The sequence below is a fragment of the uncultured Aggregatibacter sp. genome, assembly GCF_901873365.1.
Taxonomy (GTDB): domain Bacteria; phylum Pseudomonadota; class Gammaproteobacteria; order Enterobacterales; family Pasteurellaceae; genus Aggregatibacter.
In genome coordinates, this window is sequence record NZ_CABFLM010000067.1 from 1 (window position 1) to 16,826 (window position 16,826).

The 16,826-nt window shown below is 44.1% G+C and carries 14 protein-coding genes and 3 tRNA genes; 5 read left to right on the plus strand and 12 right to left on the minus strand.

Translation table 11 applies throughout. From position 1 onward, the window contains the following. From pckA to QZ106_RS05775, 4 genes are all read right to left on the minus strand, one after another. On the minus strand, positions 1 to 1,336 hold a 1,336-nt coding region (gene pckA, locus QZ106_RS05760), incomplete at its 3' end, for a phosphoenolpyruvate carboxykinase (ATP) (protein ID WP_295975426.1). A gap of 160 nt (positions 1,337 to 1,496) precedes the next feature. Then, positions 1,497 to 3,386: a bifunctional glutathionylspermidine amidase/synthase gene (gene gss / locus QZ106_RS05765; RefSeq protein ID WP_295975429.1), complete on the minus strand. Its 1,890-nt coding sequence runs from the start codon at positions 3,384 to 3,386 to the stop codon at positions 1,497 to 1,499. An 85-nt stretch (positions 3,387 to 3,471) separates the two neighbouring features. Further along, entirely contained in the window at positions 3,472 to 3,879 is a 408-nt protein-coding gene (locus QZ106_RS05770; protein ID WP_295975430.1) for a MerR family transcriptional regulator, read from the minus strand. Between the two features lie 39 nt (positions 3,880 to 3,918). Beyond that, positions 3,919 to 4,230 carry a DciA family protein gene (locus QZ106_RS05775; protein ID WP_295975432.1) on the minus strand — a complete coding sequence of 104 codons (312 nt, stop codon included), beginning with the start codon at positions 4,228 to 4,230 and terminating at the stop codon, positions 3,919 to 3,921. A 91-nt stretch (positions 4,231 to 4,321) separates the two neighbouring features. Here QZ106_RS05775 and secM point away from each other — a divergent pair, with 91 nt between their 5' ends. Beyond that, positions 4,322 to 4,639 carry a secA translation cis-regulator SecM gene (gene secM, locus QZ106_RS05780; RefSeq protein WP_295975435.1) on the plus strand — a complete coding sequence of 106 codons (318 nt, stop codon included), beginning with the start codon at positions 4,322 to 4,324 and terminating at the stop codon, positions 4,637 to 4,639. A 77-nt stretch (positions 4,640 to 4,716) separates the two neighbouring features. Then, positions 4,717 to 7,428, plus strand: a complete 2,712-nt coding sequence (gene secA / locus QZ106_RS05785) for a preprotein translocase subunit SecA (RefSeq protein WP_295975438.1) — start codon at positions 4,717 to 4,719, stop codon at positions 7,426 to 7,428. A gap of 182 nt (positions 7,429 to 7,610) precedes the next feature. Here secA and QZ106_RS05790 read toward each other — a convergent pair. The 6 genes from QZ106_RS05790 to QZ106_RS05815 all read right to left on the minus strand — a co-directional run bounded on the left by QZ106_RS05790 (position 7,611) and on the right by QZ106_RS05815 (position 10,976). Further along, positions 7,611 to 7,687, minus strand: a tRNA-Arg gene (locus QZ106_RS05790). Positions 7,688 to 7,741: 54 nt separating this feature from the next. Beyond that, positions 7,742 to 7,818: transfer RNA gene (locus QZ106_RS05795), tRNA-Arg, on the minus strand. A 17-nt stretch (positions 7,819 to 7,835) separates the two neighbouring features. Next, a tRNA-Ser gene (locus tag QZ106_RS05800) sits at positions 7,836 to 7,929 on the minus strand. Between the two features lie 125 nt (positions 7,930 to 8,054). Next, positions 8,055 to 10,070 carry a DNA helicase Rep gene (rep, locus tag QZ106_RS05805; protein WP_295975460.1) on the minus strand — a complete coding sequence of 672 codons (2,016 nt, stop codon included), beginning with the start codon at positions 10,068 to 10,070 and terminating at the stop codon, positions 8,055 to 8,057. A 9-nt stretch (positions 10,071 to 10,079) separates the two neighbouring features. Continuing rightward, on the minus strand, positions 10,080 to 10,310 hold the full coding sequence (locus QZ106_RS05810; RefSeq protein WP_295975440.1) for a YceK/YidQ family lipoprotein: 231 nt from the start codon (positions 10,308 to 10,310) through the stop codon (positions 10,080 to 10,082). A 120-nt stretch (positions 10,311 to 10,430) separates the two neighbouring features. Beyond that, the gene (locus QZ106_RS05815; RefSeq protein ID WP_295975442.1) at positions 10,431 to 10,976 is read right to left on the minus strand and encodes a porin family protein; all 546 of its coding nucleotides are present in this window, start codon (positions 10,974 to 10,976) and stop codon (positions 10,431 to 10,433) included. A gap of 216 nt (positions 10,977 to 11,192) precedes the next feature. Here QZ106_RS05815 and polA point away from each other — a divergent pair, with 216 nt between their 5' ends. The 3 genes from polA to QZ106_RS05830 all read left to right on the plus strand — a co-directional run bounded on the left by polA (position 11,193) and on the right by QZ106_RS05830 (position 15,167). Further along, positions 11,193 to 13,991, plus strand: a complete 2,799-nt coding sequence (gene polA / locus QZ106_RS05820; RefSeq protein WP_295975445.1) for a DNA polymerase I — start codon at positions 11,193 to 11,195, stop codon at positions 13,989 to 13,991. A 15-nt stretch (positions 13,992 to 14,006) separates the two neighbouring features. Further along, positions 14,007 to 14,324, plus strand: a complete 318-nt coding sequence (locus QZ106_RS05825; RefSeq protein WP_295975448.1) for a cupin — start codon at positions 14,007 to 14,009, stop codon at positions 14,322 to 14,324. 231 nt (positions 14,325 to 14,555) lie between these two features. Next, entirely contained in the window at positions 14,556 to 15,167 is a 612-nt protein-coding gene (locus tag QZ106_RS05830) for a glutathione S-transferase (RefSeq protein WP_295975450.1), read from the plus strand. Between the two features lie 685 nt (positions 15,168 to 15,852). Here the strand turns inward: QZ106_RS05830 and QZ106_RS05835 are convergent. Together QZ106_RS05835 and QZ106_RS05840 are read right to left on the minus strand one after the other, a co-directional pair. Beyond that, on the minus strand, positions 15,853 to 16,515 hold the full coding sequence (locus tag QZ106_RS05835; protein ID WP_295975454.1) for a DUF6602 domain-containing protein: 663 nt from the start codon (positions 16,513 to 16,515) through the stop codon (positions 15,853 to 15,855). Further along, a partial coding sequence (locus tag QZ106_RS05840; protein WP_295975458.1) for a Mov34/MPN/PAD-1 family protein occupies positions 16,502 to 16,826 on the minus strand: 325 nt, incomplete at its 5' end. The genes QZ106_RS05835 and QZ106_RS05840, both read right to left, overlap by 14 nt.

Consider the following 16,826-nt stretch of genomic DNA (forward strand, 5'->3'; position numbering starts at 1 on the left):
TGCCTGTACCGTTCCAACCGGTGTTCACTAAGTAAGCTTCCGCACCTGCCGCTTGCATACGTTTAACTAACACTTCCGCATATTGAGTTGGGTGTAAAGTTAAGAACGCAGCACCAAAACACGCTGAGAAAGTTGGGGTTGGTTCGGTGATACCACGTTCTGTACCCGCTAATTTTGCAGTAAAGCCGGATAAGAAGTAGTATTTGGTTTGTTCCGGAGTTAATTTAGAAACCGGTGGCAATACGCCGAATGCGTCTGCCGTTAAGAAAATTACTTTCGTTGCGTGACCTGCACGGGAAACCGGTTTAACGATGTTATCGATGTGATAAATCGGGTAGGACACACGGGTATTTTCAGTTTTTGAACCGTCATCAAAGTCAACGGAACCGTCTGCACGCACAACCACGTTTTCTAATAACGCATCACGACGGATTGCGCGATAAATATCCGGTTCGTTTTCTTCAGAAAGGTGAATAGTTTTCGCGTAGCAGCCACCCTCAAAGTTGAAGATACCCACATCATCCCAACCGTGTTCATCGTCACCGATTAATTGACGTTTTGGATCGGTAGAAAGGGTGGTTTTACCGGTACCGGACAAACCGAAGAATACAGCCACATCGCCATCTTTACCTACGTTAGCGGAACAGTGCATTGCACCCACGCCTTTAAGTGGAAGGAAGTAGTTCATCATGGAGAACATTCCTTTCTTCATTTCACCGCCGTACCAAGTACCGCCGATTAATTGAACACGTTCAGTCAAGTTAAATGCAACGAAGTTCTCAGAGTTCAAACCTTGTTCTTTCCAATTCGGGTTGGTGCATTTAGAACCGTTCATCACCACGAAACCTGGTTTGAAATCTTTCAATTCAGCTTCTGTCGGACGAATAAACATGTTTTTCACGAAATGGGCTTGCCATGCCACTTCAGTTACGATACGTACTGCGATACGGTCTTGTTCGCTGGCACCACAGAAACCATCAACCACAAATAGGCGTTTACCGGAAAGTTGTTTAGTCACAATGCCTTTCAAGCTCGCCCAAGTTTCTTGGGTCATTGGTTTGTTATCATTTTTCGCTGCATCGGAAGTCCACCAAACGGTGTCTTTTGTGGTGTCATCCAACACAATATATTTATCTTTCGGTGAACGACCGGTAAAGATGCCGGTATCCACAGCCACCGCACCGGTTGTGGTCAACGTACCTTTTTCAAAACCTTCCAAGCCCGGTTTAGTTTCTTCTTCAAATAATTGTTCGTAACTTGGGTTATAAACAACCTCTTTGATATCATGAATACCAAGTGCTTCAAGTTCTTTAATCACTTTACTTAAGTCAGTCATAGATCACCTCGTTGTGTTAAAAGTACTAAAAATAAAGACTGTCTCTATTCTATGAGAATTTCTACCTAAAAACTGTTATCTTGATCAAAGATTCGAACATTCTTTCCAAAATTTTTATGACTCAAATGCCTAGAGAACAGTCTCAAGATCCATTGATGGCTTAATCAGTGATAAATGCCTTGTCGTTGAATATACGTAACGGCTGCATATCGCTATCGCCGACAATCACCCGAGTCGGGTCGGAACGCAAACAGCTCCCGGCATAATGTCCACCTACGGTAAAAGTGCATACCTGTACATATTGATCTTCTACTTTCGGCAAACACCAAAGTTGCTGGTAAATGTTTTCCTGTTTATCAAAACGGCCGTTTGTACTGTCTAACACGGTTTTACATTCGCCAATGAGCTTCACATTATCCCCACGACGACCGGCAATTGGTTTTTGTGCATAGCCATTTTTAATTAATTCTGGTGTCAGTTCAAATCCCGCTTCCAACAAATAACGGTGATTTGGAAACAACGACCATAACACCGGCAAAATGGCTTTGTTACTTGGAATGGCTGTCCACAAAGGTTCATAAACCAGTACTTCCGGACGAAGTAACACGTCAATTAACCGCACTTTATCTTCCGGATAACCGGTACGAATCGGTGGGGCGACCTCGCGACCCGTGGCATCATCGCGTAATTGCTCCAACACGGTTTCCCACGCCCAGGTTTTCCATACGCTTTGGATACGCTGATTTTCATCGTCTAATAATTGTCCGCGCGTATCCCAGTGAAGGCCTTCCGTGCCGTGAATAATCTTCGTTTTAAAACCGGCTTGTGTAAGGGCATCACGCATAAACAAGGCATGGTAATCTTCTTCAGCATCGTAATCCTGCATAATATGGACTAACGATGTCGCATGGCTGTGTTTCCATGTATCTGCCAACGCATTAAGTAAACCTTCGCTCGGATCATGCCCCGTAGTGAGTCCGGCTTGTGTTGCCCAACGTGGCAAGATTGCGCCCGCTTCAGCATGACAAGAGGCGGAATCGGCATTGTATTCATACACTTTCAAACCACGCTCATCGAGACAGAAATCTAATCGTCCACTGATGGTTTGATAACGACGATTTTGCCAAGATAACCGCAGGCGAGGCCAAAGCAGTTTTGGGATGTTGAAATATTGCAATAAGTTATCGTCTTTGAGTACTTTGTCGGTGGCGTGCAAATACATGAGATGCAATTCATTTGTGGCGCGAATCAGTTCATGTTGTGCGCTTTCGGAAAGCGCAAAATAACGATATTGATCACCATGATTCACTCGATGTCCTTGCATTGCTTTGACGTAAGCTGCCTCTAACGGTTTTGTTTCATCCAGCCAGTTTGCTGAAAACTGCCCTTGATTCTCAATATGTTTTGCACAAATGTTGAGTTTATTCGGCGCCGGCATAGGTTGTGGCAGGCTGAATTCCTCGTTATCTGTTTGAATCATCCAACCAAGGATTTCTGTATCATCAAAGGTATCATATAAGCGATAGCCGTCCTCTGTTACCGTCATTGGCAATTCACGGGTCCATTGTTGACCGCTCGGCAGGCGGGAGTGAATCACATTTTGCTCCGCAATGCGTACTTTATCTGTCAGCACCTCGGTGATAATAGCCACATGGCCGGTGTGTTTGAACTCGCCACCTTCCTGCCAGATCAGCAACGCACCACATTCTGGTGCTCGCTTTCCGCCATTAGCAAAGGCTTGTAGCGGTAACAATGCGTCATTAACCACTTGGCGTAGAAAACGCAGGGAAAAAATTTCGTACGCCATGCCAACATCGGTGAAGACCATGCCGTAATTGAGATAAAGATAGCGACGGGCGAATTCCACACATTGCCACTTATAGCCCATGTATTCGCCACCCAGGTAGCTACGAAAAGCGGCATCGTCAGGGTATTCCTGCGAATCTGCCGTATTATAGTCTGAAGAATAAATGGCAACGCCGCCGGGCGCATAACCCAACAAGCTGCCGAAAGGATCATGTGTTGCGATATTAGGAGAACGATCCGGCATAACAACTCCGAGAAAAGTAAATCAGACCAATAGTATAGATCTTTTCCCCTACCACCCCAAGTTACGTTTTATACATTTTCGGTGGTTATCTTATCGGTCTGAACTTCGCATGACTGCGCTGTAAAATCTGCAGTAAATTCTGCTGCTCTGATGCGCCACATTGCTGTTTTAATTGCAACAAATTCATGCGCAAATGCTGTAATCGGTGAATATGCTTGGCGATATCTTGAATATGTCGATCGAGTAATTGATTAATTTCTGTCTTTTGTTGTTCCGATGCGGTGTCTAAACTCAAGAGCAATTTGATTTCGTCCAGGGACATATCCAAAGATCGGCAGTAACAAATAAATGACAAGCGTTGCACATGTTCATCCGTGTATAAACGAAAACCACCGGCAGAACGCAGTGGGCGTGGCATGATGCCTTTTTGTTCATAAAATCGAATGGCATCTACACTACAGCCAACCGCTTTGGCTAACTTCCCTATTTTCATCTCATCTCCGTAAAAACACCTGAAAAAGACACCACACTTTTATGCCTCAGAACGAAATTCAGGATTAATATAAAAAATGAGTTCGGTAATTTCCGGCAAATGCTGCTGAATAACGCCCAATAATGCCTGTTGGCGAAACAAAAAACTTTGGCGAACCATGGCATTAGCCACCTCAATACGCAAACTCTGTTGTTCAATATTGGCAATACGATACAGTCCGTCAAATTCCGCAGGAAAGAACGCTTTCATTTGCTGATTTAATTCATTCAATCGAACGCCTTTTTGCATCATTTTCGCCAATGGCGAATCTTGCAATAAGGTGTGAATGTTGATCGGTTTTTGATAACGCATTGCCTTGTTTTCCGCCTCTCCGCCCTAATATTTATGACATTGTAGCGAAATTCCGCTACAATACCGACAATTTTTTGATAGTGAAATCCCTATGATTATTTCCAACAAAAGCAAACACAATTTTTGGTCGCGACTGCTTCTCGGCATGCTGGCGATTTTTGTTTTGCCCGCTACGCAGGAACTGAATTATCCGGCTGCTGTTGGTAGTGAAAACTATCAAAATACGCAACAGCAAAATGCGCCTCAAATTTTAACGGCGGTGTCTTTATTACAACAAACCCGCCATCAACAATATCAACCGCAACATACCTTACCGACGGTTGAAATTCTCTCGCAAAACGAACCGCACTTTTCGCGTTCGCCATTTATTTCTCATGCGCCAATTCGTGCAGGGCCGGTATTCATTTAACCTCGATTGTCTTATTTATTCCGTCGTTTAATGTCATTAAACGATTTCATTTATCTGTTTTTAAAAAAGAAAGAATTATGCTTAGAACTATTGCAACCAAAATTTTTGGCAGTCGTAATGATCGTGTTTTACGTCGCCTCAATAAAATCGTCGTCAAAATTAATAAACTTGAGCCGGAATACGAAGCGTTAAGCGATGAACAACTCAAAGCCAAAACGGCGGAATTCCGTGACCGTTTAGCACAAGGCGCAACCTTGGAAAGTTTAATGCCGGAAGCATTCGCGACCGTGCGTGAAGCCAGTAAACGTGTGCTTGGTATGCGTCATTTCGACGTGCAACTTATCGGCGGTATGGTGCTTAACAGTCGCTGTATCGCGGAAATGCGTACCGGTGAAGGGAAAACCTTAACTGCGACATTGCCATGCTATTTGAACGCGTTACCGGGCAAAGCCGTGCATGTGGTTACCGTGAATGACTATCTTGCCCGCCGCGATGCGGAAACCAACCGTCCATTATTCGAATTTTTAGGTCTGACAGTCGGTGTAAACGTGCCGGGCATGTCACCGGAAGAAAAACGCGCAGCATACGCAGCGGACATTACTTATGCCACTAATAGCGAGTTAGGTTTTGATTATTTGCGTGACAACTTGGCGCACGCCCCGCAAGAGCGTTTTCAAAAAGATCTCTACTATGCGTTAGTGGATGAAGTGGACTCCATATTAATTGACGAAGCGCGTACGCCGTTAATCATTTCCGGTCAGGCAGAAGACAGCTCCGAGCTGTATATTGCTATCGACAAGTTGATTCCTGTCTTAATTAAACAAGACAAAGAAGATACCGAAGAATATCAAGGTACAGGCGATTACACGTTGGATTTAAAAACCAAACAAGCTTACCTGACCGAACGTGGGCAAGAAAAATGCGAACAATGGTTAATTGAACATGGATTCATGAAAGACACCGAATCCCTTTATTCACCGTCTAAAATTTCTTTGTTACACCACGTTATGGCGGCATTGCGTGCTCATACTTTATTTGAACGTGATGTGGATTACATCGTGAAGGATGGTGAGATTGTTATCGTAGATGAACACACCGGTCGTACGATGGCAGGTCGTCGTTGGTCGGACGGCTTACACCAAGCCATCGAAGCCAAAGAAGGGGTTCGCATTCAAAGCGAAAACCAAACTGTTGCCTCTATCACTTACCAAAACTATTTCCGTTTATACGAGAAATTAGCGGGGATGACCGGTACGGCGGATACAGAAGCCTTTGAATTCCAAAAAATTTATGGCTTAGAAACCGTCGTCATTCCGACCAATCGTCCAATGATCCGTGACGATCGCACTGATGTGATGTTTGAAACAGAAGAATACAAATTCAACGCCATCATTGAGGACATCAAAGATTGCGTAGCACGTAACCAGCCGGTGTTAGTGGGAACAATCTCTATTGAAAAATCCGAATTACTCTCTAATGCGTTGAATAAAGCCGGCATTAAGCATAATGTGTTGAACGCCAAGTTCCACGCACAAGAAGCGGAAATCGTCGCTAATGCAGGGTATCCGGGAGCTGTCACTATCGCCACCAACATGGCGGGTCGTGGTACCGATATCGTATTGGGTGGTAACTGGAAAGCCGAAGTGGATAAACTGGAAAATCCAACGCCGGAACAAATTGAGGCGATCAAAGCTGCATGGCAAGAACGTCATAACATCGTAAAACAAGCCGGAGGCTTGCATATTATCGGTACAGAACGCCATGAATCCCGCCGTATCGACAACCAGTTGCGCGGTCGTTCCGGCCGTCAAGGGGATCCGGGTTCTTCCCGTTTCTATTTATCCTTAGACGATGCGTTAATGCGTATTTACCTCAATGAAGGCAAACTTAACATGATGCGCAAAGCCTTCAGTCAACCTGGCGAGGCCATGGAATCCAAGCTGTTGGCAAAAGTCATTGCCTCCGCACAAGCCAAAGTGGAAGCACACAACTTCGATGGACGTAAAAACTTACTTGAATTTGATGATGTGGCAAACGACCAACGCCATGCGATTTATGAACAACGCAATGAATTGTTAGAAAATGACGATATTTCTGAAACTATCGATGTGATTCGTCAGGACGTCTTCAACAGCGTTATCGATCAATACATTCCGCCACAATCACTTGAAGAACAATGGGATGTGCCAGCCTTGGAACAACGTTTAAAACAAGATTTCGCGCTGGATTTACCTATCACCAAATGGCTGGATGAAGACAATCATCTGCATGAAGAAACCTTGCGTGAGCGTATTATTCAAGCGGCTACGGATGAATATAAACGCAAAGAAGAATTGGCCGGTGCACAAACTATGCGCAATTTTGAAAAAGGCGTGATGTTACAAACCCTAGATGAACTTTGGAAAGAACATTTATCTGCGATGGATCACCTACGCCGTGGTATTCATTTACGCGGTTATGCACAAAAAGATCCGAAACAAGAGTACAAAAAAGAGTCTTTCCAAATGTTTACCGAAATGTTGGATGCCTTGAAATTAAGTGTGGTCACCACCTTAAGTCGCGTTCAAGTTCGCACACAAGAGGAAATGGAAGAAGCAGAACGTTTACGTCAAGAATTGGCGCAACGTGAGGCGGCAGCAATGCAGTATCACAATGAAGAATCACAGGATGAACAAGGCGCTCAAAATGCGGTGGAAGAACACCATAAAATCGGGCGTAATGAACCTTGTCCATGTGGTTCAGGTAAAAAATACAAACATTGCCACGGCAGTCGTGCAGCGAAACACTAAAAGCCAATAAGTGGCAAGATAAGGAGGGCGGTTTCACGGTCAATAAAAATGTCCATAGAAACTGTACCTCCTTTCTTTTTATTCGAAGAAAGGAGATGACACTTGAAACAGTTAATGCGTTTACTTTAGAAACGAAAAGCAGGATTAAAGCTAATTGAAAAAGAAATAGAGATAAGAGAGAATGGCGCACCCGAAAGGATTCGAACCTTTGACCGCTCGGTTCGTAGCCGAGTACTCTATCCAGCTGAGCTACGGGTGCGTAGTTGATGTTTAATTTGCTCAGACCATTTTAAACAATAGAGTCGATTTAAAATGGCGCACCCGAGAGGATTCGAACCTCTGACCGCTCGGTTCGTAGCCGAGTACTCTATCCAGCTGAGCTACGGGTGCGAGACAAATTAAACAAATGGCGGTGAGAGAGGGATTCGAACCCTCGATGGAGTTTTTGACCCCATACTCCCTTAGCAGGGGAGCGCCTTCAGCCTGCTCGGCCATCTCACCACAATCGGTTTGTGGGCGGTATAATACGGATTTATAATAATAAGTCAAATTATTTTTTCCGAAAAGTGCTTGAAATCAAGTTAGTTGTGCGATTTCTCGACAACTTCAAGTATCACCTTCGCTAATTATTTCCCGCGTAAAATCGCCCGTAAATTGGCAATATGGCTTTGTGTTTTCGCTTGTTGCTGTTCGACACTTAACGGCGGTTTATCCCGCTCCCACTGCAAATCGTTTTCCGGCAACTCCAGTAAGAATCGGCTTGGCTCAGGACGAATCAATTCGCCAAACTGACGCCGTTCCTTACATAGCGAAAACCACAGATTCTGCTGCGCACGCGTAATGCCCACATACGCCAAACGGCGTTCTTCTTCCACGTTGTCTTCGTCAATGCTGGTTTGATGCGGCAAAATGCCTTCTTCCATGCCGATTAAAAACACATGCGGAAATTCCAGCCCTTTGGAGGCATGAAGCGTCATTAATTGTACCTGATCGCTGTCATCTTCCTCTTCGCCGCGTTCTAACATATCGCGCAACGTTAAGCGGGTGACGATTTGGTTCAGATTCATCGGCTCATTAAATTCATCGCCTTTGAGCATATCAGCAACCCAATCAAACAACGTTGCCACGTTTTTACTCTGCATTTCTGCCGCTTTCGGGCTAGTGGCGTATTCGTATAAATATTCTTCATAATGTAACGAAGCAAGCATGGAGCGCACGGCGCGTTCAGGTTCGGAACGTTGTATTTCGTCATTCAATTCGACAATCCAACGGGCGAATTTTTGCAACGCATCATAGGCTTTCGGGGTGACCCGTTGAATCAGCTCAAAATCAAAAATTGCTTCAAATAAGCTGACATGTTTTTCTTGCGCCAGTGAACCCAATTTTTCCAGTGTTGCCGTACCGATTTCCCGTTTTGGCGTGTTCACAATGCGCAAAAACGCCGCATCATCATCTTGATTCACCACCAAACGCAAATACGCCATCATGTCCTTAATTTCCGCGCGGGAGAAAAAGGATGTGCCGCCGGAGATTTTGTATGGAATGCGGTTTTGCATCAGAATTTTTTCCAGCAAGCGCGATTGGTGGTTACCACGATACAAAATGGCATAATCACGATAATGGGTTTTCGCGATAAAACGGTGAGCAATGAGTTCGCCCACGACACGTTCTGCTTCATGTTCTTCGTTTTTCGCTTCAATAATTTGTAACTTTTCCCCTTCGCCTAAATTGGAAAAGAGTTTTTTGTCGAAAACATGATCATTGTTATCGATGAGGATATTGGCGCAATGTAAAATGCGTTGGCTGGAACGGTAATTTTGTTCCAGTTTAATCACCCGTAACGCCGGAAAATCATCGCGTAACCGCACCATATTCTGTGGTCGTGCACCACGCCAAGAATAAATAGACTGATCGTCGTCCCCCACTACGGTGAAACGCGCGCGTTCCCCCACTAATAACTTAATCAACTCATATTGGCTGGTGTTAGTGTCTTGGTATTCATCGACCAACAGATAGCGAATTTTCTCCTGCCATTTGGACCGCACTTCTTCGTTTTGTTTGAACAGTAGGGTCGGCAACATAATCAAATCATCAAAATCCAAGGCATTGTAAGCGCGTAGCTGCTTGTTATAGCGGTCGTAACAATGAGCGAAGGTTTGTTCTTGCTTATCACGCGCCAATGCCATTGCTTGTTGCGGGCTACATAAATCATTTTTCCAGTTGGAAATGCGATTGATCAGCGTGCGTAGTAACTCTTTGTCTTCTTGCAATAGATCGGCGGTGAGCTCTTTTAACAACGCCATTTGATCATGTTCATCAAACAGCGTCATGTTCGCTTTAAAACCTAAGTGCTTATATTCACGCTTAATAATGTCAAACCCGAGAGTGTGAAAGGTGGACACAATTAGCCCTTTGGAGGATTCCTTACCGATGGACTGTGCCACACGTTCTTTCATTTCACGTGCGGCTTTATTGGTGAAAGTGACGGCGGCGATTTGCTTTGGAAGATAACCGCACTTACCAATCAGGTGAGCGATTTTGTTGATGATGACGCGCGTTTTTCCTGAGCCTGCCCCTGCCAAAACGAGGCAAGGGCCGGACACATATTCCACGGCTTGTTGTTGTTGCGGATTGAGTTTCATAGTCATTGATTATTCACTTTGCGACCAGACATAAGGCAAAAGTGCCGTATCCAACAGAAAAGACAACGGCAAATCCAAAATCGGTAAGCCCCAGCGCTTTGCCATCTCGAAATCGTATTTCGTGCCGGCATAAGCGCGATAAGGCTCTGTCGGATCCACCAGTTTTACCACAGTGCCACAGGCGCTGGTGGTGAAAAGTGCGGTCGAAAAAAACAGTGTTTTTAGGGGTTGAAATTTCATAAGCAGGCGAATTTTACACCAAATAGGAAAGGATAGGGCAAGGTTTCCGTAAGATTGCGCAGGCAAAAAAATTGCGCCGTTGGTTTTCCTTCGGCGCAATATCTTTAAAATGCATTCAAATTAGAAACGATAGGTCGCGCTTGTGCTGAATGTATTGCCTTTAATGTTCGTGCTTTCAAAGCGATGACCGGTGCGTAAATATTCAACGCCAAGTTCAAAGTTTGGCACAACGGCGGCTTTCACGCCGGCACCGAAACCATAACCTAAGTTTGTGTCGCTTGCACTGTAACTGCCATCGTGAGCATAGGCTTTAAATTTCACCACTTCGCCACTGAGTTTCGCATAAGGCAAAATAGACGGTGCGACTTTATAACCTAGCAAATAGCCTACGCCTAAACGTCCTCGTTGTTCAAATCGGCCATAAGCGTTGTCTTGTAATTTGGAATCATGCGCTTTTAATTTTCCTTCCACGATACCGACGACATTTTCATCAAGTTGAAAACCATAATCAACGATAGCATCAATATTGGCAATACGTTTTGCATCTTCATATTTTGTTGTACCCACGCCAACCCCAACACCTAAATCAGTGAAATTAACATCGGAGGCGATTGCCGTTGTTGATACGATAGCCGCGCTAAGCGCTAAAAGTGTGAATTTTTTCATAAGATCCTCTGCTGGATTGTGTTAAAAACGACCTGAGTATAGGCATTTTCACCGTCAGGATCAAGATCCATCAGCGATTTCACCGATCAGACAAGACAAAGTGCGGTATGTTTTTTCGGTGTTTTTTAATCCCTTTTTTCAGGGGGATTTCCCCATGCGCCCTTGGCCGATTTTCGCTATAATGCGACAACATTTTATCAACATCATGAGATGATTATGGCTCAAATTGCTGCAAATCCCCTTGTCCTCGTGGACGGTTCTTCTTATTTATACCGCGCCTTTCACGCTTTTCCTCCGCTTACCAACTCCAACGGTGAACCGACAGGCGCCATGTATGGTGTGCTGAATATGTTGAAAAGCTTGATTTCTCAGGTGCAGCCAAGCCATATTGCGGTGGTGTTTGATGCCAAAGGCAAAACTTTCCGCGATGAAATGTTTGAGCAATATAAATCTCACCGTCCGCCGATGCCGGATGATCTGCGTAAACAAATCCAGCCGTTGCACGACATAATCCGCGCCTTGGGGATTCCGCTGTTGGTGGTGGAAGGCGTCGAAGCGGACGATGTAATCGGCACGCTGGCACGCCAAGCGTCACAAAATGGGCAAAAAGTGCTGATCAGTACCGGCGACAAAGACATGGCACAGCTGGTGGATGACAACATTATGTTGATTAATACCATGAACAACAGCCTGCTGGATCGTGATGGCGTGATTGAAAAATACGGCATTCCACCGGAGTTAATTATTGATTACCTGGCATTGATGGGCGATAGCGCCGACAACATTCCCGGTGTGTCCGGTATTGGCGAAAAAACCGCATTAGGGCTTTTGCAGGGCATCGGTAGCATGGCACAAATTTATGCCAATCTGGATAAAGTCGCCGAACTGCCGATTCGTGGTGCGAAGAAACTCGGTGAAAAATTGCTTGCTGAAAAAGACATGGCAGATTTGTCCTACGCGTTGGCAACCATCAAAACCGACGTGGCGTTGGCATTTTCCCCGCAAGAACTTGCGCTTAGTGAGAGCGATAATGACGCCTTAATCGAATATTTCGGGAGGTATGAATTCAAACGCTGGCTAGGCGAGGTGATGAACGGCACCAGTTCCGTAACGCAACCGACGCAATCGGTGAAAATTAATCACTATCAAGCGACGCCGGCAGTCAAAACCGATGAAAGTGCGGTTGAAAATGCCGTTAAATTTAACATTGACCGCAGTCGCTATGAAAATATTCTAGCTGAAGAGGATTTAGCCCGCTGGGTGGAAAAATTGAGTGCCGAGAAACTGATTGCGGTGGATACGGAAACCGACGGGCTAGATTATATGTCTGCCAATTTGGTCGGCGTGTCTTTTGCGTTAGAAAATGGCGAAGCGGCGTATTTACCGTTGCATTTGGATTATCTCGGTGCGCCAAAAACGCTCGAAAAAAGCACCGCACTTGCTGCACTCAAACCCATTTTAGAGAACCCGAATATCGGTAAAATCGGGCAGAATCTCAAGTTTGATATGACTATTTTCGCCCGCAACGGCATTGAATTACGGGGCATTGAATTCGACACCATGTTGCTTTCTTACACCTTGGACAGCACCGGTCGACACAACATGGACGACTTAGCGAAGCGTTATCTCGGCCACCAAACCATCGGCTTTGAAGACATTGCCGGCAAAGGGAAAAATCAGCTGACATTCAACCAAATCCCACTAGAGCAAGCAGGCGAATACGCGGCGGAAGATGCCGATGTGACCATGAAATTGCAACAAGTGTTGTGGGAAAAACTTCAGTCGCAACCCAGTTTGGTGGAACTCTATCAGTCCATCGAATTGCCGTTGCTTGGCGTATTGTCGCGCATGGAGCGTTGTGGTGTGTTGATTGATTCTGATGCGCTGTTCTTGCAGTCCAACGAAATTACCGAAAGATTGACCGCACTTGAAATGCAGGCGCATGAACTGGCGGGGCAACCGTTCAATTTGGCGTCCACGAAACAGTTGCAAGAAATTCTGTTCGATAAACTCGGCTTGCCGGTGCTGCAAAAAACCCCGAAAGGCGCGCCGTCCACCAATGAAGACGTGTTGGAGGAACTGGCGTACAGCCACGAATTACCGAAAGTGTTGGTGGAACATCGCGGTTTGAGCAAACTGAAATCCACGTACACCGACAAATTGCCGCAAATGGTGAACCCGCAAACCGGGCGCGTGCACACCTCTTACCATCAAGCCGTAACGGCAACAGGACGGCTTTCCTCCAGTGATCCGAATTTGCAGAATATTCCGATTCGTAACGAGGAAGGGCGCCGCATTCGTCAAGCCTTTATTGCCCGTGACGGTTATAAAATTATTGCCGCCGACTATTCCCAAATCGAGCTGCGTATTATGGCGCATTTGTCCAACGACGCAGGTTTGATTAACGCGTTCGCACAAGGTAAAGACATTCACCGCTCCACCGCGGCGGAAATTTTCGGTTTGCCGTTGGAACAGGTGACGAGTGAACAACGCCGCAACGCGAAAGCCATTAACTTCGGCTTGATTTATGGTATGTCTTCTTTCGGACTTTCCCGTCAGCTTGGGATTTCCCGCGCGGATGCGCAACGCTACATGGATTTGTATTTCCAACGTTACCCGGGCGTACAAACCTTTATGCACGACATCCGTGAGAAGGCGAAAGCGCAAGGCTATGTGGAAACGTTATTCGGACGCCGTTTGTATTTGCCGGAAATTAATTCTTCCAATGCTATGCGTCGCAAAGGCGCGGAACGGGTGGCGATTAACGCACCGATGCAAGGTACCGCCGCTGACATCATCAAACGCGCCATGATTAAACTGGATGAAATTACACGCGATGATTCAGATATTTACATGATCATGCAGGTGCACGATGAATTGGTATTTGAAGTGCGGTCGGAAAAAATCGCGTTTTTTAGCGATCTCATCAAACAGCACATGGAAGCCGCCGCCGAACTTGTGGTACCATTGATTGTGGATGTCGGCGTGGGCGAGAATTGGGACGAAGCCCACTAAGGTTAAGGAGAGAGCATGGCACACAAAATTATCCGTAGCGCAGATTTTACCGCCACCCGTGCTTGGGGCGGTTTGGATATTGCTGAAATGAATGGCATCAGCGTGCGGTTACATTGGACGGATGAGCCTTACAAATGGCATATCAATGATGGCGAGGAAGTTTTTGCGGTGATGGACGGCGTAGTGGAAATGCACTACAAAGAGCGCGGCGAAGCCAAGAGCGTATTGCTAGAAACCGGCGATATTTTCTACGCCGGCATCGGCACCGAACACGTCGCTCACCCGCAAGGCGAAGCACGGATTTTGGTGATTGAAAAGGCGGGGAGTATTTGATTAATAAAGAACTTAAATGTTGCAGAGATATAATAAAATATGACCGCAGAATCCTCCTCCTAAAAGAATTTTTATTTTACAAAACACCGGCGGACACAAAGTTATCAAATGACATAATTTTCGCATCAGCCATAACGTTTTAGTTTCCCAAGAGAGAAGTCATTGGCAAAAGTGCGGTAAAACTTAACCGTCTTTTATAGGTTCCAAGATGCAATGAACAAGGAGATCACCATGAAACTTTGGTATTCCACCACAAGTCCCTTTGTGCGCAAAGTGATGGCTGTGCTTAAATATCATAAATTGGACGAACAAATTGAATTGTTACGCGTGACATCCGCGTTCGATCCCAATTCGCCACATAACCAAGACAACCCGCTCGGACGCATTCCGGCGTTACAACTTGATAACGGAGAATGGTTGTTTGGTAGTCTATTAATCAGTGAATATTTCGATTCTATCGGACACAGTAAGTGTTTATTTCCACAAGGAGAACAACGTTGGCAGGTGCTGCAGGCGCATTCTTTAGTGGATGGCATTTTAGAAAATACTATTCCAATGCTTGCTGAACGCATGCTTCGCCCACAGGAAGAATGGTGGACGACACGGCATGAACAACTCACTGAACGTAATTGTCGTAGTTTTATTGAATTGGAAAGGTATCTGACAAAATTTGGTGAGCAGTTAAATATCGGTACGATAAGTGCCGTCTGTCTTATCGACTGGTGGGTATTTCGTCAAACTCAAATCGGGTTAGATTTAAACAAGCTCTCCCCAAATTTAGTAACTTGGGCAGCGCGCATGAACCAGCATTATGATTTTTTAGCAGAGACCAAACCAAGATAAAACACCCAGGAAAATAACCGCACTTTATGCCACAAAAAAATAACAATCCGCACGTAAATGTGCGGATTGTTATTTCTAAATCACATATCAATTAACTAAAAGTTCTTGGAGTATATACTCTAAATTCATTAAAAATACCGCATTCGTTTTTTACTTACTTTAGGAGATCCTATGCTTTTAACAGGGTTATTTTGTGGTATTTTGCTTGGCTTTGTGATGCAACGTGGGAGTTTTTGTATCTCCAATAGCGCAAGCGTCCACGCTTGTACCAATTTTCCTAAAGATTAATCAATGAAAACACACCTTACAAAAACCCTATTACGTTAGGATGTCATAGTATCCGGTGATTGCGTAATTATGTCATGAAATATCAATTTATAATTGATATGGGAAGTTTGAAGAGGTAATTCCGTTTGTGCAAAAACACCGTTTTTAGGGTTGGAAACGGTGTTTTTTATTCAGAACAATACTTGATAAACAAAAAGACTGATAATACTCAAGAAATTTAGCTTAAATTTCACTATCAATTTTTTCCTCAATCGTATTCATATACGCCTGTAAATCAATCGCTGGCACTGTTCCGATTGCTTGTTGCAAATAACGAGTTAATTGCATAAAGAAAGTGATTAATGAATTTTCAGGTCGACTAAATACCAATGATTGAAAAGTTCGCTTCTGATAATAATTAATAATCGTGAATGCGTTTTTTAAAATTGACTTTCTCATTTACATCCTCTTCACCATCATACTGAACAAAGAAACTACCATAATCCACAATACAGCCCAAATCAATCCCCTCTAAATCAGTTAAAGATTTGATATGCTTATCAATGGTATCATTATTATTATGTGTGAAAGAATTGGTGGTGGTTAAAATACCACCAATAATCTTTGTCAATGGGCGGGCAGATAACTTTTGTCCAGAATTAATCATAGATGTTGATGTGCGGTCTAGTCTTCTAACACTGGCAATTTTTTGACCTGCATACTGAATATAATTAATATCGCCAACCGTTCCCTGAATATCAGGTTTGACTTCAAAAACCGCATAAACGCCTTCGGCTGGAATGTATTTAAAACCATTTTGATTAAAAATAAATGGTGTAAACCAATTATCATAAATAACAATATCAATTTGGTCACTAGTATTTCCCTGGTAATCAATCACAATTGCTTTATCTACACTATAACGATTTGGTAAATAATTTTGCAACCATTCAATCCAAGCATTTTCTAAGGCATCGCCTTTTGAACCTGGATGATGAATAAATTCACGATTGGTACTTAATTGGCTTTGCATTTGCCCTTGCATACCACGAAATAAGGCTGATAACTCAACATGATTCATAAACAATTAACCTACCTTTATCAAAAATAAAGAAATTAAAATCCAACAATTTATTGTTAGAAATACTTAAAATAAGTAAAACAGGATTATTCAGCTGAACTGTATTACAAGAAGCAATATTATTCATTGCTTGCAAATCCGTTAAACTATACCACGCTGATGCATTCGGATGACTATGCCATTCACCTATATAATATAAACCAGTTTCTCGGAATATCTTTTCAAAATTATGAATTTTTATATTTAATTCACGCCTAAATTCCACTGGAGAGCTGGTGTATTTATCAACTAATAAAAAATCTTTAATATAC